Source organism: Klebsiella sp. NPDC088457, from assembly GCF_044900465.1.
GTDB lineage: Bacteria > Pseudomonadota > Gammaproteobacteria > Enterobacterales > Enterobacteriaceae > Klebsiella.
This window is the reverse complement of sequence record NZ_JBJDNH010000030.1, coordinates 28,956-55,243: the sequence shown is the minus strand read 5'-3', so window position 1 is coordinate 55,243 and position 26,288 is coordinate 28,956. Positions and strand designations below refer to the sequence as shown.

The window sequence follows — 26,288 nt, the reverse complement described above, 5'->3', positions numbered from 1 at the left end:
TAGCGATAAATGAAGAAAGCCGCCCGGAGGCGGCTTTGCGGCGAAGTTCAGCGACTGAGCTCCAGTTTCTTTTCCAGATAATGGATGTTGCTGCCGCCGGCGCGAAAATGGTCATCCGCCATGATCCGCCGCTGCAGCTCAACGTTGGTTTTGATGCCATCGATCGCCAGCTCGTTCAGGGCATGTTCCATCCGCGCAATGGCCTCACTCCGGCTATCGCCGATGACGATCAGTTTGCCAATCATCGAGTCGTAGTACGGCGGGACGCTGTAGCCCGCGTAGATATGCGATTCCCAGCGTACGCCAAAGCCTCCTGGCGCATGAAAACGGGTAATTTTGCCGGGGCTGGGCATGAAGGTGCGTGGGTCTTCGGCATTAATCCGGCATTCAATTGCGTGGCCGCGTACGCTCACCTGCTGCTGGCTGATAGAGAGCGGCAGTCCGGCGGCAATCCTCAGCTGCTCTTTAATCAGATCAACGCCGGTGATCATTTCCGTCACCGGATGCTCCACCTGAATGCGGGTATTCATTTCGATAAAGTAAAATTCACCCTGCTCATAGAGAAACTCGAAGGTACCGGCGCCGCGATAGCCGATGTCCAGACAGGCTTTGGCACAGCGCGCGCCGATAGCCTGGCGGATCTCCGCGGTGATCCCCGGCGCGGGGGCCTCCTCCACCACCTTCTGGTGGCGCCGCTGCATTGAGCAATCGCGTTCGGCAAGGTAAATCGCCTGCCCTTGTCCATCGGCCAGAACCTGGATTTCAATATGGCGCGGATTCTCCAGATACTTCTCCATGTAGACCATATCGTTGTTGAACGCCGCTTTCGCCTCGGCGCGCGTCATATCGATGGCCTGCGCCAGCTCTTTCTCCTGCCGGACGACCCGCATCCCGCGCCCGCCGCCGCCGCCGGAGGCCTTGACGATGATCGGGTAACCGATCCCGGCCGCCAGCCGGCGATTCTTCTCCCGGTCATCGTCCAGCGGGCCGTCCGATCCCGGCACGCACGGCACCCCGGCTTGCTTCATCGCCTGAATGGCCGAGACCTTGTCCCCCATCAGAAGAATGGTGTCCGCTTTCGGGCCGATAAACACGAACCCTGAGCGCTCCACCTGTTCGGCAAAGTCGGCATTTTCCGCCAGAAAACCGTAACCAGGATGGATGGCCGCCGCGCCCGTCACTTCAGCGGCCGAAATCACCGCCGGAATATTGAGATAGCTTTTGGCGGACGGCGGCGGGCCAATGCAGACGCTTTCATCGGCCAGCAGCACGTGTTTTAACTCACGGTCGGCGGTAGAGTGGACGGCCACCGAGCGAATGTTAAGCTCCCGGCAGGCGCGCAGGATACGCAGCGCGATTTCGCCGCGATTGGCAATCACAATTTTGTCCAGCATGGCTCCCCCTATTCAATCACGATCAGCGGCTGGTCGAACTCAACCGGCTGACCATCGGTGGCCAGAATCGCTTTGACGATCCCGCGGTTATCCGCCGCGATCTGATTCATCATCTTCATCGCTTCGACGATGCACAGGGTATCGCCGGCGTTGACCTGCTGACCGACAACCACAAATGGCGGCGCACCGGGCCCCGGTGAGAGATAAAAGGTTCCCACCATCGGGGACACCGTGACGTGTTCCGGCGCCGGGTCCGGCGAGATGGCCGGCGTCTGTACGTCCGGAATCGGAATAGTCGGCAGCGGCTGAACGATGGCCGCTGGCGCGGTGGATGGCCCGACCGCCGTCGGGCTGGCGATAACGCGGCTGATGCGCACGGAGCTGGCGCCTTCGGCAATTTCCAGTTCGCCAATGCCGGAGGCTTCGACTAAGGCGATCAATTTTTCAATGCTGGCAATATCCATAAGTAACGGGTTCCGCAGAAATTGGAAGTGATATACCCGATCGCGCAATCAGTGGTGGTTCAGTTATAGCAGAGCCGGCGGGCGGTATTTCATAGGAACTTCAGGTGGCGGGATAAGAAAATAGTAAGGTATCGAATAGACTACGCGAATCAAAGGCTGACAGATGCGTCACCCCATTATGGCTGCCCAGAAAGTATGTGTCGTCGGCAAGCGGATGTCGCCGAAGATGTGCTGCAATAGCGATGAAGGGGGTCATATTGCCTAAATAGTCATCCCTAGCAAACGTTGCCCGCGCCAGAGGAGCCGGGGCCATCCGCAGCAAAGCCTGGTTTGCTTTTCTACTGTCAGCAAAACAGGCGCTCCTGCCACGGCAGGGAAATCCCCGCTGGTACAAACCGCCTCCGCGACGCGCCTGAAATATCGCGCCGCCGCCCCCTCACCGACAACGCGCCAGGATGTACGCCTCGCGGCGTCAACCGTTTATGCTACCGGTGTTGACACTTTTTTTCGCTGTTCTCATCGGCCGCAGCGATATGCAGTAAAGCGCTCTGGAAGGAGGCATTAAACATCGGCCCGTGCGTGAGCCCGGGATAATGCCAGTAGGTCGCTGCCAGCCCGTCTGCGCTCAGGGCGGATACCGTCTTGCGCACCCTGCTCAGCACATCGCTCGCGCCGGCGACGGCGCTTCTTCCCGACGGATCGTCGCCCTCCATCAGATAGAGCTGCTTGTTACAGCCCCCCTGTTGATTAAGCGATGCCATTCTTGCCAGCAGAGCGAAATTATCTCTGCCCAGCGAAGGGCTGGCCGCGTAATAAAAGTGGAAAAAAGAGGAGGTTAACCAGCTGTCCAGCACGAACAGACCGCCGAAGGAGTGCCCCCAGATGCCCCGTTTATTCGGGTCGATTTGAATATTTTTTTCTACCGCGGGGGCGATGCGCCCTTCCAGCAGCTGGCGGAACGTCGCGCTGCCGCCGCCCTCGCGCGCATAGTGCCCGACGGCTACGGCCCCGCGCTGCTGCGCCGCGGGCGTATAGTCATAGGCTCTGGCGTGGGTGTCGAAGGGCAGCGGCGTCTGGTAGCCAATCGCCACGATCACCGGCGGCGTTTTTTGCCGGAGTTGGCTAAGTAGCGAATCCGTCAAGCGGTCCATCAGCGCGTTACCATCCAGCATATACAGGACCGGATAACCCGATGGCGGCGGCGATGCGTCCGGTACGCCGGTCCAGACCCGGTAGTGTCTTTTGCCATCCGCAGAGTCAAACTGATGCACGCTGAAGTGATAAACCGCAGACCCGCGATCGGCAATATTCGGCCCCAGCGGCTTCATATCCGGTTTCGCCGCGCTCTCCCCGGCGTACAGCAGCGCCACACAGGAGAGCATGCAAAACAACGCGACGCGCTGAACTCTGTTTCGGGACTGATGCTCATTCCCCTGTTGACGCTCTCTCTTCACCTGTTTTTCCCGTATCTCTCTGGCGGATAAGCCTTATTCACATTGCGCCACGATGATAATGGTTAGCAATATCATTTTCAATTACACAAAAAGACCGGCGCTACAGGAGAGCGGGTGGGCAATACGACGTATTGTGCCGCCGGTATGTTTTGTTCATCATGCGGCCCGGTATCTATCTCGCCATTGAGCGCCGGGATCGGCGACAGAGAGAAGCATTGATGATCGAGGAAAGTCGTACAATTCAGTCTGTAGAACGGGCGATGTCCGGTTAGTCGACCAGGATGTGCAATCCTTTTTCGCCCCGTTGCTGCAATACGCGGCGGAAAGCAGCTGGCGAGGTTTGTTACCTGACGGTGCCGTGCGGAGCGCGGGAGTGTCTCTATCCGCATGCCATCGACGCTGGCGGCCCACTGACGCGGTACAGCGCACCTTCCCCTGCGACCGATGCCGGGGTAAGCGGTGGTTAATGAAATGTGATCCACGATCAAAAGTAACTAACAAGTTGGTTACTTTTTATTATCAGTGAACTATGGTACTGCGAACTCGTTACTCAGATAACAGGCGTATATCATGACAAGAAAAATCACGTTAAAGCATTATCTCACCTACGGTTCAGGGGATTTTTTTGGTATGGGGACGACGGCGCTCACCGGTGCCTGGCTGCTGTTCTTTTATACCAATTTCTGTCACCTGAGCGCGGTTGAAGCCGCATCTATCTTCGCCATTGCGCGAGTCTTTGATGCCATCGCCAGTCCGCTAATGGGCTATATTACCGACAACTTTGGCCACACATTTCTGGGGAAAAAGTTTGGCCGCCGCAAATTCTTTATTCTGTTAGGCATCCCCGCCGTCTTTTCCTACTGCTTTATCTGGGTCAGCGATATGGGTTATCTCTATTACCTGCTGACCTACCTGGTCTTCGAACTGGTCTACAGCATGGTCCTGGTGCCCTACGAAACTCTGGTTCCGGAAATGACCGATGATTTCAAAAAGAAGACCCGCTTCTCCGGGGCGAGAATCTCCTTCGCCCAGCTGTCGTACATCATCACGGCATATCTGCCCGCCCTGTTTTTTGGCTGGTATGGAAAAGATAATCCCAACGCGTTCTTCTATGCCGGCCTGGTGATTGCCATCATCTGCGCCATCGCCCTGACACTGGTGTATTGCCATACCTGGGAAAGAGAGCGCAGCGTTGAGCCGCAGGAGCCGCCTGCCGCATCCGGGTCTTTACTCAAGCGTTTTTTCAGCGACGCGCTTTCCACTCTTAAAGTTAAGGCCTTCCGCACCCATCTGGGGATGTATCTCGGCGGGTTTATCGCTCAGGATGTGTTTAATGCCGTTTTCACCTACTACGTCATTTATGTCCTGTTCCAGACCGCCACCGTCTCATCTGAACTGCTCGGCATCATGTCCATCATGCAGCTGATCGCCGTGCTCTGCATGATCCCACTTTGTATTCACTGGGGCCCCGCCCCGGCCTATCGTCTGGCGGTGGGCTTTTTCGCGCTTGCCTGTCTGACCTACGGGTTTTTATGGCTCGGGGATTTCACTCATCTTGCCGTATTGATGCTGGTCTCGGCGGTGGCAGGCTTTGGCCGCGGGGGGATTAACTATATCCCGTGGAACACTTACACCTACATGGCCGACGTCGACGAAGCGATCACCGGTCTGCGGCGTGAAGGGATTTTCGCCGGGGTCATGACCATGACGCGCAAAGCGTCACAGGCGGTGGCGGTGATGCTCGTCGGCGTTCTGCTGCAGCTGGCGCATTTTAACCCAGGACAGCCGCAGCAGCCGGAATCGGTGCATTACGTTATCCTGGCGGTTCTGAGCCTCGGCACCACGCTGCTGCTGCTCGCCGGCTACCTTGTGTCGCGCCGCTTCACGCTGAATATCAAAACGCATGCGATACTGCGCGAGGAATGCGACAGAATGCGCCTCGCCGGTGGGCCATTAGCGCCCGCCAGCCAACAAAACCAGCGTATTCTCGAGGAGATTACCGGCTTTAGCTATCAGCAGCTGTGGGGAAATAATCAGGTTTCACGTCTTAGCCGCCCGCCGGCATCCGGCGCGGTCACGTTGTCGAAATAAACCCTGGCGGGGAAGGAGATGCTCTCCTGCCCCGCCAGACACCGACCGGTAGTTAAAAGACTTACAGCGCCACAACGCGGAAGTTGGCGCTTTTTAATTCGGCTATCTGCTGCATATGGATATGGGAGAGGGTGAAATCAAGGATCGCGAAGTTCTCCGCGATTCTCTGCGGGTCAGAGGACATGGTGTTCGACTGCAGGCCCGACTGTAAAATCCAGCGCAGAATAATTTGCGCCGGCGTCCGGGCATAATATTCCGCAAGCTGCTGAATGATCCCATATTTAAGCGCTTCTCCCCGGGCTATCGAACAGTATGATGACAGCGGGATCTGCGTCGCGACAGCGGCCTGCAGCAAGTCGCGTTGATCCAGCAGCGGATGGAACTCCACCTGATTGACAACCAGCGGCGTCGCGATGGCGTCACGCGCCCGTAGCATCTGCTCCGCCGAGAAATTGCTCAAGCCGATAAATCTCGCCAGCCCCTGCCGCTGCGCCTGTTCCAGCAAACGCAACGTGGCGCTGAAATCCTGCTTTGGCGGGCTATGCAGCAGCAGCACATCCACCTGTTCAACATTCAACGCCGCCAGGCTTTGCGCCAGCGAAACCATAAACCGGTCACCGGGGTAGTTCGCCGGCAGCACTTTTGTGGTAATGCAAAGCTCGCCGCGGGCAATGGGATGATGGCGCAGAACGTGTCCAATCTCCTGTTCATTTTCGTACATCTGCGCGGTATCGATCGCCCTATAACCCACGTTCAGGGCAGATTCTAAGGCGGTAATTAATCTCTCTCCGCGCAGTTTATAGGTGCCAAAACCGCGGATAAACGCCGGACGGTAAAGAATATTCATCTCTCTTTCCTCAAAGAACGGCTTTCGCGGCGACGCGGTTGGTTCGCGGCCAGCTGCCAGAGCGAGGCAATATTAAACGCCGTCGATTCCAGCAGGCTGGCGGCTTCACGCAGCGCGCGCTCGTAGGAGATAATGCCCGGCACCAGCGAAAACGCCGAGCTGAGACCGAGTGAGTACAGCGCTTCATAACCGCTGCCGAGCGACCCGGCCAGCGCAATACTTGGGCAACCGTGGGCGTGCGCACGGCCGATCACGCCGGCAGGCCCCTTACCGCTGCTGGTTTGCGCATCAAGGCGCCCTTCGCCGGTAATGACCAGATCGGCATCGCATACCTGCGCATCGAAATCCAGAGTGTTAAGCACAAGATCAATCCCGCTGGACATCCCGGCGTGCAGCACTCCCTGTAGCGTGGCGCCCATCCCGCCGGCAGCACCGCCGCCCTTCAGGCTGGCGATATCCGTTCCGGAGCGGGCCTTAATAACGCTGGCGACCCGGGCGATGTTGTTTTCAATCCTCACCGCCGTCTGCGCGGTGACCCCTTTTTGCGGGCCAAAAACCGCAGTAGCGCCCTGCTCGCCGAGCAGCAGATTGTTCACATCGCAGGCCAGCAGAAGCGTCACCCCGGCTAATCGCGGATCGAGACCGGAGAGATCGATATTAGCCAGCTCATCCAGCCCTCCAGCCCCCCGGGGAACCTCTTCCCCGGCGGCGGTGGTACAGCGACAGCCCAGCGCCTGCAGCATGCCGATCCCACACTCATTCGTGGCGCTGCCGCCCAGACCAATAATGATTTTATTGACGTCGCGGTCCAACGCCGCCCTGATAAGCTCTCCGACCCCATAGCTGGTCGCGATTAGCGGGTCCCGGTCTTGCGGTGCCACCCACTGCAAACCGCAGGCGGCCGCCACTTCAATGACCGCCGTTTTCCCATCCCCCAGCAAACCAAAAAAGCCCTGCACCGGCGTCCCCATCGGCCCGGTTACCGCAACGGATATCTGCTGGCCGGAAGTCGCGTTAATCAGCGCGTCAACCGTCCCTTCGCCGCCATCGGCGATTGGCAGTTTCACATATTCCGCATCAGGCAACGCTCTGCGCAGACCCCGTTCGATCGCATCGGCCACGGCGCTGGCGGACAGGCTCTCTTTAAAGGAGTCAGGAGCAATAATTATTTTCATCGCAATTTACCTGCTTAAATCAGAAACGGGGAACCAACATTCCGCCATCGGCGCTAATCACCTGACCGGTCAAATAGGGCATTCCTCCGCTGGCAAGGGTGGTCACTATCGTGCCAATTTGCGCGGGGGTTCCCAGCTCCGGCAGCAGGGTTAAGCCTTCATCGACGCGCTGTTGATACATGGCCAGCGAAGGCTGGGTCATTTCGGTGACAATCAGCCCCGGCTGAATATCAAAAACCTGTATCCCCGCCGCGGCGAGACGCGCGGCAAACAGTTTCGCCACCATCGCGGCCCCGGCCTTCGACACGCAGTACTCGCCCCGATTGATGGAGGCCGCGGAGGCGTTCGAAGAAGAGACCACGATCAGGCTGTAGTGCAGTTCGGGTAAGCAGGTGCGGGCAAGCAGACGCCGGGCAAAAGCCTGGCAGAGGAAGAACGTGGCGCGGGCGTTAACCGCCTGGCAGCGATCGTAGCTTTCCGGCGTCACGTCGAGGAGGTCGCCGCGGCTGGTCACCGAGACGCCGGCGTTATTGACGAAGGTCGTCAACGGCCCAAGGTCATTTTCCGCCCGCGCCAGCATTCTGTCATGCAGGCTGATATCCGCCACGTCCCCCGGGACCGCAACCGCATTAACGCCCCAGGCTTTTAGCCGCGCTACGGAGGCCTGCAGCGTTGCGGAATCCTGATAATCATTCAACGCAATATCAAAACCGGCCTGGGCCAGCTTCGCGGCAATCTCAAAACCAATACCGCGAGCCCCACCGGTGATAAACGCGACCTGTCGTGCTTTAACCGTCATTTTTTTCGTCCCATTGTTAGTTGAGCATACGAGGAAATCATAGCGACGCCATTCGCCACTTGTAAATAAATAGTTACTTACAAATAGCAAATATGCGATCTCTGCAGACTGTGGCTGCCGGGGGAAAGATCGTCAGCAAAATCTTTGTGACTGATCTCCCAAACGCAAGCAAAACACCCCAGGCAGAAAAAACACAAAAAGTAGTTTTTAATCATAACGATAGAATAAAACGGCCACCAAAATCCCGGTACATCAACGCTGACTTCGCTACAGATACCACGTTTTAAAATAGCCATTAAAAACAAAGAGTAATATGGATTTTCGCCGGGTAAAAACGCCAGACCAGGCGATAGAACCCCCCTTCATTGCCAATTACATCCCTGGATGATATATCGTCAACTTGTAAGTAATTAGTTATTTACATGTTACGTGTTTTTCACCAGAAACGATCCTCCATGTGAACCGAAAGACAGGAAATATCGCTATGTCATTTATTAAAAAATTCGTTGAACAAAGCGTGATTAGCCGACGTGAATTCCTGCTGAAAAGCGCCCTTGGCATCGGCGGCATGGCCGCGCTCCCGCTTATCAGCCCACTCTCGAAAGCCATGGCTGCCGAAGGGGCTAATTTCACTCTGGCCTGGGGCTACCGCGACCCTGATAACTCCTACTGGAACGCGATTGCCGCCGGCGGGCAATCTTATGCAAAGACACAAAACTCGCCGATGGTGAGCCTGATTAACGGCGGCAATAACGAGAAGGTGCTCTCTGATATCAAAGCCCTGCTCTCAAAAACCGAAGGGAAACTGGCGATTGGCTGCGATCCTAACGACGCCCCTAACGCCCGGGCGGTGGTGACGGCCTGTCAGCAGCGCGGCGCGTTTATTACCACCATCTGGAACAAAACCGACGATCTGCACCCCTGGGATTTTGGTGACAACTACGTAGCCCACATCAGCTGGTCTGATTTCGAACCGGCCCAACAGTGCGCGCAGCTGCTGTTTGACGCGATGGGCAAAAAAGGCGGGATTGTCGGACTCGGCGGCATCGCTTCTAACGTCCCGGCGATCGAACGCAAAGCGGGGCTGATGCACAAGCTGAAGGAAAATCCGGATATCAAGCTGCTGGACTGGCAGGATGCGGACTGGAGTACCTCGAAAGCCAACGACATGATGTCGACGATGCTCACCCGCTTCGGGGATGATATCAAAGGTATCTTCTCCTCCAACGACAGCATGACCCTGGGCATTATTGAAGCGCTGCGCGCCGAAGGTCTGGCGGGGCAGATTCCGATCGTCTCCTACGACGGTACCCCGGACGCCGTCAAGCTGTGTATCAGCGGCGAAATACTCTGCACCGTAAGCACCGACCCCTACTGGGCCGGCGGGATTGCGCTTTCCCTGGCGCACCATGCGGCTCTCGGCAGCTTTAAACCCTCCGCCGAACCGCATGAGCATCGCGAATTTTACGGCCCGACAATCATGATAACCAAAGACGACGCGCAGAAGTGGTATCAGGAGAATATCGTGAATACGCCGGTGGTCGACTGGAATAATTTCTGGCAGGCGTCGAAAGGCCCCATCCAGTATCGCAAATTATAGTTTTCCCCTTCTGCGGATATTTATTCTCGATGAAGACGTCATAAATTCAATGAGTGAAGGTCGAACATGTCATCACATTCCAGCTATAAAGAGTTTTTGCGCAAATGGGCGCCGCTGATGGTGCTGCTGCTGCTGTGCACCATCATCAGCGTTATTTACCCCGGATTTTTATCCGTGCGTAATTTCTCGCGTTTACTGACCGCCAGCGCCGCGCCGTTAATGATCGCCATTGGCGTGACGTTTATCATCATTATGGGTTCGATCGATCTGTCAATTGAAGGCATCATGGCTTTCTGCGGCTCGATGCTGGCAATCATCATGGTGAAACTGGGCGGCTTTAACGAACTCGGCTATTTAGCGATTCCCGCAGCGATTCTTATTTCGGCGGCCTGCGGGCTGATCAATGGTCTTATTCATGTCAAACTTAAAATCCCCTCCTTCCTGGTCAGCCTGGGAATCGGTTTTAGCCTGATTGGCGTCACGATGGTGATTACCGGCGGCGAACGTATTCCCCTGCCCGACCCGGTATTCAGGCTGCTGCTAACCGAGCGTATTTTTGATTTTCCGCTGATGGTCTATCTCGCCGGGGCGGCCCTGCTACTTGCCTGGTTTATTCAACGCTATACCGCGCTGGGACGTAATTTTTATGCGGTCGGCGGCGGCGAGCATCTGGCCTACGCTTCCGGCCTGTCGGTAAAACGTATTCGCGTGCTCGGTTTTGCGCTAGCCGGGGTCTTTTACGGACTGGGCGCAGTCTTTGCGGTAGCCCGCCTGGGCTCGGTAGCCAGCAACCTGGGCGACGGTTATACCTTTATCGCCATCACCTCCGTGGTCGTTGGCGGCACCTCCTTAATGGGCGGCAACGGCGGAGTGTGGCAAAGCCTGATCGGCGTGCTGATTATCAACGTGATTAACAATGGCATGGTGCTGGTCGGCTTCCCGACCTATATCCAACAGGGCGTTTTGGGCGCGTTAGTTATCATCTCGGTGGCATTAGTCACTAATCGTAAACGTCTGCAAATAGTGAAGTGACGATTATGCTTGAATTCAAAAATGTTGGTAAATCGTTCCCGGGTGTTCTGGCCCTACAAAATATTAATCTGCAAATTAATCCCGGAGAAATTGTCGGATTGGTCGGTGAAAACGGCGCCGGAAAATCCACCCTGATGAAAATTATTTACGGCGCGTACCAGCACGATAAAGGCGAGGTGCTGATTAATGGTCAGCCGGTGGTATTTCGTTCGCCGCGCGATGCCATGATGCAGGGTATTGGAATGGTCTTTCAGGAGCAGTCGCTGATTTCCAACCTGAGCGTGATGGAAAATATTTTCCTCGGCTTTGAACAGCCGTTTAAAAAATTTGGCGTTATCAACTGGAAAAAGATGGCGGCGGCGGCGAGAAAGCAGCTGGCGAAGGTCAAACTGGATATCGACCCGAAAACAATGACCTCCGAGCTTTCATTTACCCAGCGTCAGCTGGTGGAGCTGGCGAAAGTCTTAACTCTCGAAGAGAGAAGCAGCGGCCATTTAATTATTCTGCTTGATGAGCCGACCTCGGTGTTACCTGCTCAGGAGATCGAGCTGCTGTTTGCGCTGGTCAGGGAGCTGAAAAGCCGGGCCTCTTTTATTTTCGTGTCACATCGTCTCGATGAAGTGATGACCCTGTCCGATCGCATCTATGTGATGAAGGACGGACAGGTCATGGATATGCTCACCCGCGACCGGTTTGATGTGGTGAATATTCAGCGCCAGATGGTCGGCCGGGATATCGATGAACGCTACTACCGCGAGCATCGCAAACACGGCATCCATAAAGCCACCACCCTGGTCGAGTTAAAAAATATCTCATTGCCGGGCCACTATCACAATGTCTCGCTGTCGCTGCACGCCGGTGAAGTGCTGGCGCTGGTTGGCACCGAGGGGGCGGGCACCGAGGAGATCATCCGCACGATCTTCGGTTTGCTGCAGCCCGAGCAGGGAGAGGTGATTCTCAACGGCAGACCGGTACGCAAATTCAGCCCCACGCACAGCATCGCCGAAGGGGTGGGATATATCCCGCGCGAGCGCAAAATCGAAGGCATCGTCGAAGGGATGTCGGTCGTGGAAAACATCACTCTCGCCAACCTGCAGGACTATTCCCGCGCCGGGCTGCTGCAGGTCCATCACGAGCGCCAGCTGGCCAATGAGTGGGTTAAAAAGCTGTCGATAAAAACCGCCAGTATTGATACGCAGTGCGGCAAGCTCTCCGGCGGCAATCAGCAAAAGGTGGTGCTGTCTAAATGGCGAACCGCAGAGGCGAAAATCATCCTCCTCGACCACCCTACCCGCGGCCTCGATATCGGCGCCAAAGAGGATGTCTATGACTTAGTACGCGACTTCACCGATGAGCAATGCGGCGTGATTTTGATCGCCGATTCTCTGGAAGAGGCCATCGGTCTCGCCCATACCATCGCTATTTTTAAGGACGGCAAACTGCGCTATCAGTTTACCGGCTGTGAAGAGAAGCGTCCGGAGCAATATGAATTATTGCAGCACTTCGTCTAGGTTATTAAGGCAAATCTCCATGAAAATCACCCGTTCTGATTTATTAGCAGTGCCGACAAAAAATAACACCGGCAGCCCGACGCGGCCGCCGTTAACCGGGCGTGAAAAAATTACGCGCTATTTACCCATTCTGACCCTGGTGGTATTAGTCGCCTTAGTCAGCCTGTATAACCCGGATTTTCTTAAACCCGACAATATATTCCAGCTGCTGCAGGATGCGTCGACGCTGTTTATTATGGCCATTGGCATGACCTTTGTGATTTATATCGGCGGCATCGATTTATCCGCCCAGTCGATTGCCAGTATGTCGACGGTGGTGCTGGTCATTCTGTTGTCGCAAATTGGCGCGCTGGCGATTCCGCTCACCCTGCTCGTCGGCGCGCTGTTCGGCACGATCTCCGGCTGGGTACATACCCGTTTCAAAATATCGTCATTCATTACCACGCTCGCCGTCGGGGGCATTGCCTATGCCACCGGGCAGGTGATATCCGGACAACGCGCGTTTTATATCCCAGCCGATATTCGCAGCCAGACGGTTGGCTGGATGACCACCACCGTCTTTACGCTGCCGATGGAAATTATTATCGCGGCGGTACTGCTGCTGGTAGCCCTGCTGATGGAAAGACGCACCGCGCTGGGGCGCCACATGAAGGCGATTGGCGCCGGTGAATCCGCAGCGCTCGCCAGCGGGGTGAAGGTCGTCAAGGTGAAGATTATCACTTTCGCCATTGCCGGGGCGTTCTCCGCGGCCGCCGGGGTGCTGCTGGCGACCCGTCTTTCCGGCGCATCGCCGACGATGGCCGACCAGTTTCTGCTGCCGGCCATCGTTGCGGTGCTGTTAGGCGGAACCCCGCTGACCGGCGGCGTGGGCGGCGTATTGAGCACGCTTATCGGCACCCTCATCGTGGCCGTTATTCGTACCAGTATGACCTACCTGAACGTCGAAGCACAGGCACAGCAGATCTTCTTCGGCGTGCTGATGATTGTGGCGATCGCGATGACTATCGATCGCGCCAAAATTTCTACGGTAAAATAACCGGAGCCGACAATGATCCCTCAATTAATGAAGGCCGCGGTGCTGACGGCGCCTAAAACGTTCGCAATACGCCAGGTCCCGGTCCCCGCCTACGGCGACGACGAGGTACTGATTCGCGTCACCCGATGTTCAATCTGCGGAACGGATATCCATATCTATAATGGCCATTACTCCCAGGATAAGCTGCCGCTAATTCCCGGCCACGAGTTCAGCGGGGAAATTGTTGCCGTTGGCCGCCAGGTCTCGACGCTGACGCCGGGGCAGCGGGTGGTCGCCGACATCAATATCGGCTGCGGCCACTGCTACTATTGCCGGCGGAACGAACTGCTGAACTGCCCGGAGATCCGCCAGCTCGGCATTCATACCCACGGCGCGTTCGCGCAGTACGTGGCGATTCCGGCCCGCCTGGTGATTCCGCTCGGCGACGCGATTGCGGATAGCGTAGCCTGCCTGGCCGAACCGTTCTCCTGCGTGGTGCGCGCCAGTAAAAAAATTGGCCTCAGCGTCGCTGAATCCGTCGTGGTGATTGGCGCAGGCCCGGTTGGCAACATGCATATTCAGATGGCGCGTTTGCTCGGCGCCGCGCCGATTATTGCCGTAGAGCTGAATCCGCAGCGGGCCGAACTCGCCAGACAGTGCGGAGCGGACAGCGTCATCACCGACCCCGAAGGCGCGCTGGAGCAGATCAAGGCGCTCACGGAGGGACGCGGCGCCGATGTGGTGATAGAAAGCGTTGGTCATCCTGCGCTGTATAAACAGGCGCTGACGTTTATGCGCCCCGGCGGACGGCTGCTGGCCTTTGGCTTAACCGATGCGGAAACCGAGATAGCCATTAAACCGCTGGAGATAATTTTAAAGGAGCAAAGGATTCAGGGCAGCGTGGCCGGGATGGGAGAAGATATGCACCAGGCGCTGCATCTGCTGAGTCATCAACGTTTTATTACCGCTCCTTTCTGCGAGTCCGTCCACCCGCTGGAGGATATTCAGCAGGTTTTCTCCACTCTGCTCGCTCATCCGCAGCATCTGAAAATTCAGCTGCGTATTGCCGAGGAGTGAGATTTTAGCCGCGCGGATAAGACGGCAGAATAAAAAAAGGTGCTCCTGGTGAGCACCTTTTTTACTTTCCCGCGTCACTCAGGCTTTGCGGTCGGCCGGCGTCGGCGCCCCTTCATCCAGCAGCCCCTGTTGTTGCAGCGTACGCCAGAACTCATCCGGAATCGGGGCGGCGATCCACTCCAGACAGTTCTCCAGCTGCGCCACCGTACGGGTGCCGGGAATAATCGTCGGCACCGCCGGATGAGCCAGGACAAACTGTAGCGCAGCCGCCGGCAGACTGACGTGATAATCGCGGCAGACGTTTTCAATTTTGCCGACCTTTTGCAGAATCGCCTGGCTGGCCGGGCCGTAGTTATATTTCGCGTTCTCAACCGCCCCGGTCGCCAGAATCCCGCTGTTGAATCCCCCGCCGATCACCACCGCCGCATTGCGCTCTTCGCACAGCGGCAGGAACGCTTTTAACGCCTCCTGTTCCAGCAGCGTATAGCGCCCGGCCAGCAGGAAGCAGTCAAAGTCGGCTTCCTGCAGCGCCGCATGGCACACCTGCCATTCATTGACGCCCATCCCTACCGCTTTAATCACGCCTTCATCGCGCAGCTGCGCCAGCGCGCGCCACGCGCCGTCCATCGCCTGGCGAAAGTAGTGCGGCTGCTGCTCCCCGTGGGTATAAAAATCGCAATCGTGAATAAACGCGATATCGATATGCTCCAGCGCCATGCGCTGCAGACTGTCTTCGATCGAGCGCATGGTTGCCGAATAGGAGTAGTCAAAGATCGCCTCAAACGGCAGCGGATTAACCCATACCCCGGAATCAATTTCACTGCGTTTTTTCGGCTTCAACAGGCGACCGACCTTGGTGGACAACACATACTCATCGCGCGGATACCAGCGCAAACCGTGGCCGACCCGCGCTTCGCTCAGGCCATGGCCATACATCGGCGCGGTATCAAAATAGCGCAGACCGCTGTCCCACGCCTGGCGGATCATGTTCTCCGATTCTTGTTCACTGATGGGGCGAAAAATATTGCCGATTGGCGCGGCGCCGTAGCCCATTGCGGTGACCTGAATAGCGGTACGACCAAACGCATTCTTCTGTGATGGAACCATCTCGGTGCTCCTGGGAGTTGATGAGTTAATTAACTAACAGGATAGTTATATCAAAATGAATGTTGTGAAAATGTTACCTGGATAACAAAGCGTCATTAATTACATTGATCCGGCATTTATTTTCTGTAATTGTAACTAACTAGTTAGTTTTTTAGCACTGAGTTCAACGAGGATAACGAGAATGCATGGCAAACTGAAAAGCGTCGAAGAAGCTGTTGCTTTGATCAAAGACAACTCCACCGTTGCCTTCACCGGCTCCGGCGGCGGCCTGCTGGAGTCAGATTACGTCATGGCGGCCATCGCGACGCGTTACCGCGAAACCGGACATCCGCGGAATCTCACCCTGATTCATGCGTTAGGGATCGGTAACGGCAAAGGATCCGGTCTTGGACGTCTGGCCATACCGGGGCTGGTCAAACGGATCATCGGCGGGCACTGGTCGTGGTCGTCCGAACTGCAAAAAATGGCCCGCGACAATGAGATCGAAGCCTACTGTTTACCCACCGGCATCATCATGACGCTGTATCGCGAAAGCGGCGCCGGGCGCCCGGGGGTCATTTCCAGCGTCGGGCTGGGGACTTTTGTCGACCCGCTAATCAGCGGTGGAAAATGCAATGACATCACCTGCGAAGATATCGTTTCAAGTATTGAACTCGACGGTAAAACCTGGCTGCATTACAAACCGTTTAAAGTGGATGTCGCGGTGATTCACGGATCGCAGGCGGACGTCGCGGCGAATATCTCCACCAGCGAAGAGCCCGCGGATCTGGATACCTATGCCGTGGCCCTGGCCGCGCACAACAACGGCGGGATGGTTATCGCGCAGGTGAAATCCACCGTTCAGGAGCACTTTGTCCCGGCCCGTAAGGTCACCGTTCCCGGTGTGATGATCGACCATATCGTTGAATGCCCGGCGCAGTGGCAGAGCTACCTTGCCGAATACGATCCGGCCATCTCCGGGCAGATGGCCCCGCCGGACGAGCACCCGCTCGATGCGCCAGCGGAAGGTATTCGCCGCCTGATTTCGGGACTGGCGGTACGGGAGCTGAAACCGAATATGCGGGTCAATTACGGGTTCGGCATCCCCGGCGGGATCTCCGCCATGGCCGAGAAATCGCTGGTCGACTCCTGCTGGCAGATGGTGGAACAAGGTATTCACAACGGCCAGCTTCTCGACGGGGCGCTGTTTGGCGCGGCAAAATATCCGCAGGCCATTGTCAGCTCGCTCGATCAGTTCGATCTGTTTTGCGGCGGCGGGCTGGATATCACCTTCCTCGGCATGGGCGAAATGGACGCCGAGGGCAACGTCAACGTTTCGCAGCTTGGCGATACCATCGTCGGTCCGGGCGGCTTTATTGATATTACCTGCGGGGCCAAAAAAGTCGTTTTCTGCGGCACCTTCGAAGCGAAAGGCCTGCAGGTTTGTCAGCAGGGTGAACGTTTACAAATTGAGTCTCATGGGCAAATTCCCAAGCTGGTGCAAAAGGTTCGCCATATCACTTTCAGCGGGCCGGAAGCCATAAAACGCGGGCAGGAAGTGCTGTACGTCACGGAGCGCGCCATTTTCAAACTGACGGAAGAAGGGGTGGAACTGGCGGCGATTGTCAGCGGGGTTAACCTCGAGCAGGATATTTTGCAGCGTATGCAATTCTGCCCGAAAGTCGATCGCCCCGCGGTGGTTTCTCTCTGAATAAGCAACGCAATGCGGATATCAGGGCTGCAGTATCCGCATTATCGTTTCGACGTTGAAATCAAGGCGCTGCTGAAGGGAATCAGCATCCATGAAATTGCGATCGAACAGAATGGCGCCGGTATATTTGTTATTGAAGTAATAATAGTTGACCGCGGCGATGGTAATCACCAGCTGTTCCGCATCAACGCCGGCCCGGAATACGCCCTGCTCCACGCCGCGCTGAAGAATGCCTTCCATCAGGGTGACCATCGATTTCTGCGCCGACTTAATCGCCACCGATTTTTTCAGGTGCACGGCACGATGCAGGTTTTCGCTGTTGACCAGTGTCAGAAACTCCGGGTTTTTCAGGTAGTAGTTCCAGGTGAACCTGACCAGCGTTTCAACCGCTTCTTGCGGTTCCAGACTTTCGAGATTTAATTTTTTTTCCGCGGCGCGAATATCAAGATAGGAGTCTTCGACAACTTTCTGAAAAAGCTGTTCCTTGCTACCAAAATAGTGATAAATCATACGCTTATTTGACTTTGCCTTTTCAGCGACAACGTCAATGCGTGCGCCGCCGAGTCCCTTTTGCGCAAACTCTCGTTTCGCGGCTTTCAGGATCCGATTCTGTGTCGCAATGGGGTCACGGACCTGTACTGTTTTTTCCGAAGCTGATTTAGTCATTACATCGTTTTGGTTGCGGATCTGGCTGATGATTAACCCTTACTCATTGGCGGAAATCAAGAAAAATTTTTCGCTAATCTCCTTTCTGCTAGCCGCTTAACAATTTCATTACAAGGGCTGGCGTTTCCTTATTCAATCCCAAAACAGCGTGCTAATATATGTAACCATATAGTTATATATATAACATATTATCATTATAAAACATTTAGTTAAATGCAATCATAACCAACTCATCTTGTCAGCGTTAAAAAGGCGCCAGCAGGATGACAACGATCACGCACTGGCTCTTACCGACCGGTAAGCAAGGCTATGAACGATGGGAAAGAGGATTATGAGTAATACATTTCACCCTGTAGACGTTAACCACCCTTTGCTGCCTGAAAAAGCACGGCAATTTCAGATGTTCATCAATGGCAAGTGGACCACGGGTCACAGCAGCGAAAGTTTTGTCCGTAAAAGCCCGGCCCACGATATTGTCGTTAGCACTTACCCGGCAGGCACCGCTGAAGACGTTGATGACGCGGTAAAGGCGGCCAGAGACGCCTTTGATTCAGGGAAATGGTCACGCATTAGCGGTGCGGCGCGCGCGGCGGTATTGCTGAAAACCGCCCAGCTCATTCGCGAGAACCTGGCGGAGCTGGCGCTGCTGGAAACGCTGGAAACCGGCAAACCCATCGCCCAGTCGCGCGGTGAGATCCAGGGCGCGGCCGATATCTGGGAATATGCCGCCGGTCTGGCGCGCAGCGTCAATGGCGACAGTTTTAATAACCTCGGCGACAGCATGCTGGGCCTGGTGACCCGCGAACCTATCGGTGTCGTCGGCGTTATCACGCCGTGGAACTTCCCTTTCTTTATTGGCGCAGAACGCTACCCCTATATTCTGGCCGCCGGCTGTACGCTGGTGGCGAAAGCCGCTGAGATCACGTCCGGTACGACTCTGCTGCTGGCCGGGATCCTGAAAGAGGCGGGTCTGCCCGACGGCGTATTTAACGTTGTCACCGGCAGCGGTTCGCTCGTCGGCCAGCGGATTACCGAGCATGCCGACATCGATATGGTCTCCTTCACCGGCTCCACCGCCGTCGGCCAGATGGCGCTGCACGCGTCGGCAAACAATATTAAACGTCTTGGGCTGGAGCTGGGCGGTAAGAACCCGCAGGTGGTTTTCGCCGACGCCGATATTGACGCCGCGCTGGACGGTACGCTGTTTGGCTTTCTGTTCAATAGCGGGCAGTGCTGCGTCAGCGGCAGCCGTTTGCTGGTGGAGCGTTCTATCCATAAAGATTTCTGCCAGAAGCTGGTTGAACGCGCGCAGAAAGTACTCAGCGGCGATCCGCTGAATGAAAACACCCAGATTGGCGCGATTATTACTGAGAAACACTATCAGACCGTGCTCGGTTATATCGAACAGGGAAAAAATGAGGGTGCGACCCTGCTCACCGGCGGCCATGCGGTTTCCACCGATAATGGACTGTTTATCGAACCCACCATTTTCGACGATGTAACCCCGGAAATGACCATTTTCCGCGAAGAGATCTTCGGCCCGGTGCTCTGCGTCACCCCCTTCGACAGCTATGAAGAGGCGATCGGCATCGCCAACGATACCTGCTACGGGCTGGCGGCCAGCATCTGGACTTCGAACCTGGATAAGGCGGTCCAGGGATTCCGCGATCTGAAAGCGGGCAGACTGTGGGTAAACACCACTATCGCCGGCGGCCCGGAACTGCCTTCCGGCGGATTTAAACAGTCCGGCATCGGGCGCGAAAGCGGCAGCTATGGTCTGGATGAATACACCGAAATTAAATCCGTACATATCCAGTTGGGCAAGCGCGCTAAATGGCTCGCTGAGTGATTTTTGGGCAGAGGATCAGACATGTACGACTACATTATTATTGGCGGCGGTTCGGCGGGCAGCGTCCTTGCATCGCGCTTAAGCGAAAACGCCGACTGTAAAGTGCTGCTGGTTGAGGCAGGCCCGAAGGACAGCAACCCCTATATCCATTTACCGGTCGGTTTTAGCAAACTCACCGCCGGGCCGCTGACCTGGGGCTATAAAACCGTGCCTCAACCCCAGCTCGGCAACCGCGAGCTGCTGTTTGCCCAGGGGCGGGTACTGGGCGGCGGTAGCTCTATCAACGCCGAAGTGTTTACCCGCGGCACGCCAGCGGACTATGACCGCTGGGCGACAGAAAAAGGTTGCGACGGTTGGTCATTTGCCGATATTCAGCCCTATTTTATTAAATCTGAAGATAACGACACCTTTTCCGACGCCTGGCACGGCGTCGGCGGCCCGCTCGGCGTCTCCAGTCCGATCGGCGCCAATCTGATGAGTAAAACCTTCAGTAAAGCCTGCCAGCAGGCGGGGCTGCCGTACAACCCGGACTTCAACGGCGCCACCCAGGCCGGCTGCGGTCTGTATCAGACCACCACGCGCAACGCCCGCCGCTGTTCTGCGGCGGTGGCCTATCTGAAAGAGGCAGGCCAGCGCAACAACCTCACCATTAAGACCGGCTGCTCTATTTCCCGGTTGCTTATCGATAATCAGCGCGCCGTTGGCGTGGAGATTTATCAGGATGGCAAATCGCAGCGGCTGCACGCCAGCCGTGAAGTCATCGTCAGCGCCGGGGCGATTGGCTCCCCTAAACTGCTGCAGCTTTCCGGGATTGGCGCAGCCGCTGAGCTGAGCAAACAAGGCATTCCGGTCATAGCCGATCTTCCGGGCGTCGGGGAAAACCTGCAGGACCACCTGGGTATCGACCTGATCTTTGAGCTCGGCAACGCGCTGAGCTATGACAAGTACAAGAAAACGCACTGGATGCTGTGGGCCGGGCTGGAGTATCTGCTGTTCCGCAAAGGCCCGGTGTGTTCAAACATCGTCGAAGGCGGCGCGTTCTGGTATGTCGATAAGCAGTCTGCCAATCCGGATACACAAATACACTTCCTGGCGGGCGCCGGGGTGGAAGCCGGTATCGAACCGGTGCCCTCCGGCTCCGGCGTGACCATTAACAGCTATTTCCTGCGTCCGCGCAGTCGCGGCCGGGTCTCTTTACGCTCGGCAAACGCCAGCGATGCCCCGCTTATCGACCCCAACTACCTCAGCGATCCTTACGATCTGAAAATGACGATCGAAGGCTGCAAACTGATGCGCGATATCATGCAGCAAAGCGCCTTCGCCCCCTATATTCGCCGCGAGCATATGCCGGGAGGCGAGGCGCAAAGCGATAAAGATCTGGAAAACTACATCCGCCAGTTTGCGCGCACCTGCTATCACCCGGTAGGCACCTGCAAAATGGGCGTCGACGAGATGTCGGTGGTCGATAGCCAATTACGTGTTCGCGGTATTGAAGGGCTACGCGTGGTGGACTCATCGGTGATGCCCGATCTGGTCAGCTCCAACACCAACGCGCCCACCATTATGATCGCCGAAAAAGCCAGCGATCTGATTATCGCGTCGAACTGATCACAAATTACTGCCCATGTTCGTTTTCATGGGCAAAAATCGGTTGAATAAATAACTAAATAGTTATTTACTTAAAGCAAGAAAGACATGTAAACATCCCGAGAGGTAACGATGAAAGTTCTCGTCCCCGTTAAACGCGTTGTCGATCATAACGTCAAAATCCGCGTAAAAAACGATGGCAGCCAGGTTGATCTGACCAACGCGAAAATGGCGCTCAACCCGTTCTGTGAAATTGCCGTTGAAGAAGCCATTCGCCTGAAAGAGCTCGGCATCGCCAGTGAGATTGTGGTGGTGAGCATCGGTGAAGAAGCGGCCCAGGAACAGCTGCGCAGCGCGCTGGCGATGGGGGCCGACCGTGGATTACTGATCGTGACCGACCAGCCCCTCGAACCGCTCAATCTGGCAAAGCTGCTGGCAAAAGTCGTCGAACAGGAGCAGCCGTCGTTAATCCTGATGGGTAAACAGTCCATCGATGGCGACAATAACCAGACCGGACAAATGCTCGCCGCGCTGTGCGGTTATCCGCAGGGAACCTTTGCCGCCGAGCTGCGCGTTGAGAATGGTCAGGCCATCGTCACCCGTGAAATTGACGGCGGCCTGCAGACCGTGTCGCTGACGCTGCCGGCAGTGGTCACTACCGACCTGCGCCTGAACCAGCCGCGCTATACCTCCCTGCCCAACATGATGAAGGCCAAAAAGAAACCGCTCAGCATCCTGCCGGTGGCGGAGTTTGGCCTTGAATTACGCCCGCACACGACGCTGTTAAAGGTCGAGACGCCGCCGGTACGCGAAGCCGGCGTGCGTGTCGGGAGCGTGGATGAACTGTTGAACAAGCTGAAAAACGAAGCGAAGGTGATTTGATATGGCTACTTTACTCCTTGTCGAACATGACAATAACCAGCTCAACGCGGTGACCAGAAACGCGGTCAGCGCCGCCCGGGAGCTGGGTGGCGAGGTGACCCTGCTGGTGGCGGGCGAAAACTGCCGCGCGGTGGCGGAACAGGCGGCGCGCATTGCGGGGGTGGCGAAGGTGCTGCTGGCCGACGATCGCGCCTGTAAAAATCAGCTGGCCGAAAACGTCGCCGCGCTGATCTTCTCGCTTCGCGAGAGTTACAGCCATATCCTCGCCGTCGCCGGTTCAAACGGCAAAAACATCCTGCCGCGCGTGGCCGCCCTCGCCGACGTCGCGCAAATCTCCGATGTGGTTGCGGTGGTCAGCCCCAGGGTCTTCAAACGTCCCATTTATGCGGGCAGCGCAATCGCCACCGTCGAGAGTCTCGACCCCCTGGTGATCATGACCCTGCGCGCCTCCAGCTTCCCGGCGACGCAAGAAAGCGAATCCGCCGCGCCGATTGAGCCGGTGGACGGCGTCGCTCACCAGCCGGTATCCCGCTTTATTCATGAAGAGCTGGCGCAATCCGATCGCCCGCAGCTTGCTACCGCCCGCGTGGTGGTTTCCGGCGGCCGTGCGCTGGGTAGTCGCGAAAACTTTGCCCTGATCGAACAGCTTGCCGACAAACTGCACGGCGCCGTCGGAGCATCGCGCGCGGCGGTCGACGCAGGTATGGTCGCCAATGACCTGCAGGTCGGGCAGACCGGTAAAATTGTCGCGCCGGATCTGTATATCGCGGTGGGTATTTCCGGCGCGATTCAGCACCTGGCGGGGATGAGCAATGCCAAAGTCATCGTGGCGATCAACAGCGATGAAGAAGCGCCAATTTTCAAAATCGCCGACTACAGCCTGGTGGGCGATCTGTTCGAGATTGTGCCGCAGCTGGTGGCGAAACTCTGATGCGCAAGGGGCAGGCAACGAAAGATGGAGGTTACGGTGGAACGTGAAACGATGGAATTTGACGTCCTCATTGTCGGTGGGGGTCCCGCCGGGCTGTCGGCGGCCTGCCGGCTGATGCAGATGGCGCAGCAGGAACAACGTCAGCTGAGCGTTTGCGTGATTGAAAAAGGGGCTGAGGTTGGCGCGCATATTCTTTCCGGAGCCCTGTTCGAACCCCGGGCGCTCAATGAGCTCTTTCCCGACTGGCAGTCCCTTGGCGCGCCGCTGAATACGCCTGTGACGCAAGATGAGCTATTGCTGCTGCGCAATGGCGAAAAAGCGTGGAAGATCCCGGCGGCCTTTATCCCTGCCCCGATGCATAACGCAGGTAATTATGTCATCAGTCTGGGGGATTTTTGCCGCTGGCTTGCCCGCCAGGCAGAGTCGCTGGGGGTGGATATTTTCCCCGGCTTCGCCGCCGCCAGCATCCTGTATGACGATGCAGGCGCCGTCGCCGGCATCACCACCGGTGATATGGGCATTAACGCGCAGGGGGAAGAGAAGCCCGGTTTTACGCCGGGCATGAACCTGCTGGCGAAATATACGCTTTTCGCCGAAGGCTGCCGCGGCCACCTCGGCAAACAGCTGATCGCCCATTATCAGCTCGACGCCGGCCGCGATCCGCAGCACTACGCGCTGGGTATTAAAGAACTGTGGGAGATCGCCCCGGAAAAAAGCCGGCCCGGTCAGGTCATCCACGCCTCGGGCTGGCCGCTTAGCGAAGGCGCGTCGGGGGGGAGTTTTCTCTACCATACGGAAAATAATCAGGCCGTGGTTGGATTGATAGTCGATCTCAACTATCGCAACCCTTATTTAAGTCCGTTCGATGAGTTTCAACGCCTGAAGCACCACCCGGCCTTTAGTGAAACCCTGAGCGGTGGGAAACGCCTCTCCTACGGCGCGCGCGCCATCACCAAAGGGGGTATGAATGCGTTACCCAAAATGCACTTTCCCGGCGGGCTGCTGATTGGCTGCGACGCGGGAACGCTCAACTTCGCCAAAATTAAAGGTAGCCACACGGCGATGAAAAGCGGCATGCTGGCCGCTGAATCGGTCTATCGGGCGCTGATACAAACCCCGGATGAAAAACGGGACCTTGATGATTTCGCGCAGGCGTTTAGCGAATCATGGTTGGGCGAAGAGCTGCGCCAGTCGCGCAACTTTGGTCCGCTGCTGCACCGTTTTGGTACGCTGGCAGGTGGCGCATTAAACTATATCGATCAGAACTGGTTTAAAGGCAAACTGCCGTTCACTCTGCACGACCGCAAGGCGGATCATCTGCAGCTGCGTACAGCCGAACAAAGTACGCCGGTCAACTATCCGAAGCCGGATAACCGGCTGAGCTTTGATAAGCCCTCTTCCGTGTATCTGGCGAATACATCGCACGATGAAGATCAGCCCTGTCACCTCAGGCTAAAAGACCCCGAACTACCGATACGGGAAACGCTACCGCGTTTTGCTGAACCGGCGCAGCGGTACTGCCCGGCGGGCGTTTATGAAATTATCGCCTTAGAGGGGAAGAGCAGATTACAGATCAACGCGCAGAACTGCGTGCACTGTAAAACCTGCGACATCAAAGATCCCTTCCAGAACATCGTCTGGACGGTACCCGAAGGGGGCAGCGGCCCCAACTACCCGAATATGTGATGTGTTATCCCCCCGGCAACGCCGGGGTTTTCTTTGCCTGCGTTCCCCCCTTCCCTGCCCCTACCCCGGTTACAGGCCCCAAAAAAAAGCACCCCGCCTGGGGTGCCTGTTCTGCCGGGTAATCGGGGTTTACGCCAGCAAATTGCGGCCGATAATCATGCGCTGAATCTGGTTAGTACCTTCATAGATTTGGGTTATCTTGGCATCGCGGTACAGGCGCTCCACTTCCACGCCGCGGATATAGCCGCCGCCGCCAAAAATTTGCACCGCATTGCCGCTGTGCTGCACCGCGACATCGCCGGCAAAACATTTCGCCATCGAGCAGGCAATCGAAGTATCCGGCGCATCGGTGTCAATTTTATAGGCCGCGCTATGTACCAGCAGGCGAGCAGCCTCGGTGTCCCTGGCGATATCCGCCAGCATAAACTGCACGCCCTGGAAATCAGCAATCGGTTTGCCGAACTGTTCGCGCTGTTTCGCATATTCGATCGCCGCTTCCAGCCCGGCCCGGGCAATACCTACCGCCAGTGCACCGATCCCCACCCGCCCTTTATTCAACACGCTCATCATAATATGGAAGCCGCGGTTTTCTGGCCCCAGCAGCGCTTGCGCCGGCAGCCTGACCTGGTTGAAGTGCAGTTCGCCCACCTGGGATGAACGCTGGCCCATTTTGTGTTCTTTCGGGCCGCGGGAGACGCCGTCGCGAGAGCAATCGACAATAAAAATACTCATGCCGCGGTGACCGGCTTCTTTATCGGTACGCGCCAGCACAAAGGCCACATCGGCGACCGGCGCATTGTGGATCCACAGCTTACTTCCGTTCAGCACCCAGCCTTCTTCAGTGCGGGTAGCGGTAGTTTTAATCCCTGATACGTCGGAACCGGCCCCGGCTTCAGTAATGCAGTAGGCCCCTTTCAGCGACGCGTTCAGCAACCCCGGCAGCCATTGCGCACGCTGGGCGTCATTGCCGTATTGCGACAGCAGCGTTCCCAGCAGCTCCACCAGCCCGCACTGATCGGCAATGGAAGCATAGCCACGCGACAGTTCTTCCATCACCACGGCGTAAGCCACCGCATCCAGTCCGACGCCGCCGTACTCTTCCGGAACGGTAATGCCGAACAGCCCCAGTTCCCCCATTTGTTGATAGATCTCTGCGGCAAAGCGCTCTTCTCTGTCCAGCTCCTCCGCCTGGGGACGAATCACTTCGTCGGCAAACTTACGGGTCATCTCGCGGATCTGTTGATGGGTTTCAGTCAAATACATGGTCATCCTCCTGCCAGCTATTAGTCATGCCGTCGGTTTTTTTACGACATCTGAACACATTAATTAAATAACCAGATAGTTACTACAATGGATAGATATTGTTGTCAATCCGGTTAAAGAATTGTTGTTAACTGTGCGACAAATATCGCAGGTAAAGGCGGCCTCCCG

Annotated in this window: 21 protein-coding genes; 12 read left to right on the top strand and 9 right to left on the bottom strand. The window is 56.5% G+C overall.

Annotation, left to right across the window (positions count from 1 at the left end; genetic code table 11):
* Positions 1–47 precede the first annotated feature (47 nt).
* The 3 genes from accC to ACI2JR_RS18735 form a co-directional block, all read right to left on the bottom strand.
* On the bottom strand, positions 48–1,394 hold the full coding sequence (gene accC / locus ACI2JR_RS18745; RefSeq protein ID WP_462479192.1) for an acetyl-CoA carboxylase biotin carboxylase subunit: 1,347 nt from the start codon (positions 1,392–1,394) through the stop codon (positions 48–50).
* 8 nt (positions 1,395–1,402) lie between these two features.
* Complete coding sequence (gene accB / locus ACI2JR_RS18740) at positions 1,403–1,858, bottom strand: acetyl-CoA carboxylase biotin carboxyl carrier protein (protein WP_132725096.1); 456 nt, start codon at positions 1,856–1,858, stop codon at positions 1,403–1,405.
* 485 nt (positions 1,859–2,343) lie between these two features.
* The gene (locus tag ACI2JR_RS18735; protein WP_462479200.1) at positions 2,344–3,240 is read right to left on the bottom strand and encodes an alpha/beta hydrolase; all 897 of its coding nucleotides are present in this window, start codon (positions 3,238–3,240) and stop codon (positions 2,344–2,346) included.
* 642 nt (positions 3,241–3,882) lie between these two features.
* On the opposite strand from ACI2JR_RS18735, the gene ACI2JR_RS18730 reads away from it, so the two are divergent.
* On the top strand, positions 3,883–5,403 hold the full coding sequence (locus tag ACI2JR_RS18730) for an MFS transporter (RefSeq protein WP_132725098.1): 1,521 nt from the start codon (positions 3,883–3,885) through the stop codon (positions 5,401–5,403).
* 61 nt (positions 5,404–5,464) lie between these two features.
* On the opposite strand, the gene ACI2JR_RS18725 is transcribed toward ACI2JR_RS18730, so the two are convergent.
* From ACI2JR_RS18725 to ACI2JR_RS18715, 3 genes are read right to left on the bottom strand one after another with little or no spacing between them, the layout of a single operon-like run.
* Entirely contained in the window at positions 5,465–6,250 is a 786-nt protein-coding gene (locus ACI2JR_RS18725) for an aldo/keto reductase (RefSeq protein WP_462479191.1), read from the bottom strand.
* Positions 6,247–7,425: a glycerate kinase gene (locus tag ACI2JR_RS18720; RefSeq protein ID WP_462479190.1), complete on the bottom strand. Its 1,179-nt coding sequence runs from the start codon at positions 7,423–7,425 to the stop codon at positions 6,247–6,249. The genes ACI2JR_RS18725 and ACI2JR_RS18720 overlap by 4 nt, the downstream gene beginning before the upstream one ends.
* A gap of 19 nt (positions 7,426–7,444) precedes the next feature.
* Positions 7,445–8,224 carry a 3-ketoacyl-ACP reductase gene (locus tag ACI2JR_RS18715; protein ID WP_462479189.1) on the bottom strand — a complete coding sequence of 260 codons (780 nt, stop codon included), beginning with the start codon at positions 8,222–8,224 and terminating at the stop codon, positions 7,445–7,447.
* Between the two features lie 484 nt (positions 8,225–8,708).
* Between ACI2JR_RS18715 and ACI2JR_RS18710 the strand changes: the two genes are divergently transcribed.
* From ACI2JR_RS18710 to ACI2JR_RS18690, 5 genes are all read left to right on the top strand, one after another.
* Positions 8,709–9,824 (top strand): sugar ABC transporter substrate-binding protein, encoded by a 1,116-nt coding sequence (locus ACI2JR_RS18710; RefSeq protein ID WP_462479188.1) that lies wholly within the window; start codon positions 8,709–8,711, stop codon positions 9,822–9,824.
* Between the two features lie 66 nt (positions 9,825–9,890).
* Positions 9,891–10,856 (top strand): ABC transporter permease, encoded by a 966-nt coding sequence (locus tag ACI2JR_RS18705; protein WP_132725108.1) that lies wholly within the window; start codon positions 9,891–9,893, stop codon positions 10,854–10,856.
* Positions 10,857–10,861: 5 nt separating this feature from the next.
* Positions 10,862–12,367 (top strand): sugar ABC transporter ATP-binding protein, encoded by a 1,506-nt coding sequence (locus ACI2JR_RS18700; RefSeq protein WP_132725110.1) that lies wholly within the window; start codon positions 10,862–10,864, stop codon positions 12,365–12,367.
* Between the two features lie 19 nt (positions 12,368–12,386).
* Positions 12,387–13,403 carry an ABC transporter permease gene (locus ACI2JR_RS18695; protein ID WP_132725112.1) on the top strand — a complete coding sequence of 339 codons (1,017 nt, stop codon included), beginning with the start codon at positions 12,387–12,389 and terminating at the stop codon, positions 13,401–13,403.
* 12 nt (positions 13,404–13,415) lie between these two features.
* The gene (locus ACI2JR_RS18690) at positions 13,416–14,459 is read left to right on the top strand and encodes a zinc-dependent alcohol dehydrogenase (protein ID WP_132725114.1); all 1,044 of its coding nucleotides are present in this window, start codon (positions 13,416–13,418) and stop codon (positions 14,457–14,459) included.
* Positions 14,460–14,537: 78 nt separating this feature from the next.
* On the opposite strand, the gene ACI2JR_RS18685 is transcribed toward ACI2JR_RS18690, so the two are convergent.
* Positions 14,538–15,566, bottom strand: a complete 1,029-nt coding sequence (locus ACI2JR_RS18685) for an aldo/keto reductase (protein ID WP_132725116.1) — start codon at positions 15,564–15,566, stop codon at positions 14,538–14,540.
* A gap of 181 nt (positions 15,567–15,747) precedes the next feature.
* Between ACI2JR_RS18685 and ACI2JR_RS18680 the strand changes: the two genes are divergently transcribed.
* Positions 15,748–17,256, top strand: coding sequence for an acyl CoA:acetate/3-ketoacid CoA transferase (locus ACI2JR_RS18680; protein ID WP_462479187.1), 1,509 nt, complete (start codon positions 15,748–15,750; stop codon positions 17,254–17,256).
* Between the two features lie 21 nt (positions 17,257–17,277).
* On the opposite strand, the gene ACI2JR_RS18675 is transcribed toward ACI2JR_RS18680, so the two are convergent.
* Positions 17,278–17,922, bottom strand: a complete 645-nt coding sequence (locus tag ACI2JR_RS18675; protein ID WP_132725120.1) for a TetR/AcrR family transcriptional regulator — start codon at positions 17,920–17,922, stop codon at positions 17,278–17,280.
* A gap of 331 nt (positions 17,923–18,253) precedes the next feature.
* Between ACI2JR_RS18675 and ACI2JR_RS18670 the strand changes: the two genes are divergently transcribed.
* The 5 genes from ACI2JR_RS18670 (at position 18,254) to ACI2JR_RS18650 (ending at position 24,857) form a co-directional block, all read left to right on the top strand.
* Positions 18,254–19,771: an aldehyde dehydrogenase family protein gene (locus ACI2JR_RS18670; protein WP_462479186.1), complete on the top strand. Its 1,518-nt coding sequence runs from the start codon at positions 18,254–18,256 to the stop codon at positions 19,769–19,771.
* Between the two features lie 21 nt (positions 19,772–19,792).
* On the top strand, positions 19,793–21,379 hold the full coding sequence (locus ACI2JR_RS18665) for a GMC family oxidoreductase (RefSeq protein ID WP_462479185.1): 1,587 nt from the start codon (positions 19,793–19,795) through the stop codon (positions 21,377–21,379).
* A gap of 111 nt (positions 21,380–21,490) precedes the next feature.
* A complete protein-coding gene (locus ACI2JR_RS18660; RefSeq protein WP_132725126.1) occupies positions 21,491–22,240 on the top strand; it encodes an electron transfer flavoprotein subunit beta/FixA family protein in 750 nt (249 codons plus the stop codon).
* A 1-nt stretch (position 22,241) separates the two neighbouring features.
* The gene (locus ACI2JR_RS18655; RefSeq protein WP_462479184.1) at positions 22,242–23,171 is read left to right on the top strand and encodes an electron transfer flavoprotein subunit alpha/FixB family protein; all 930 of its coding nucleotides are present in this window, start codon (positions 22,242–22,244) and stop codon (positions 23,169–23,171) included.
* A 24-nt stretch (positions 23,172–23,195) separates the two neighbouring features.
* The gene (locus tag ACI2JR_RS18650; RefSeq protein WP_207896578.1) at positions 23,196–24,857 is read left to right on the top strand and encodes an electron transfer flavoprotein-ubiquinone oxidoreductase; all 1,662 of its coding nucleotides are present in this window, start codon (positions 23,196–23,198) and stop codon (positions 24,855–24,857) included.
* A gap of 129 nt (positions 24,858–24,986) precedes the next feature.
* On the opposite strand, the gene ACI2JR_RS18645 is transcribed toward ACI2JR_RS18650, so the two are convergent.
* Positions 24,987–26,120 carry an acyl-CoA dehydrogenase family protein gene (locus ACI2JR_RS18645; protein WP_132725132.1) on the bottom strand — a complete coding sequence of 378 codons (1,134 nt, stop codon included), beginning with the start codon at positions 26,118–26,120 and terminating at the stop codon, positions 24,987–24,989.
* Between the last annotated feature and the right edge of the window lie 168 nt (positions 26,121–26,288).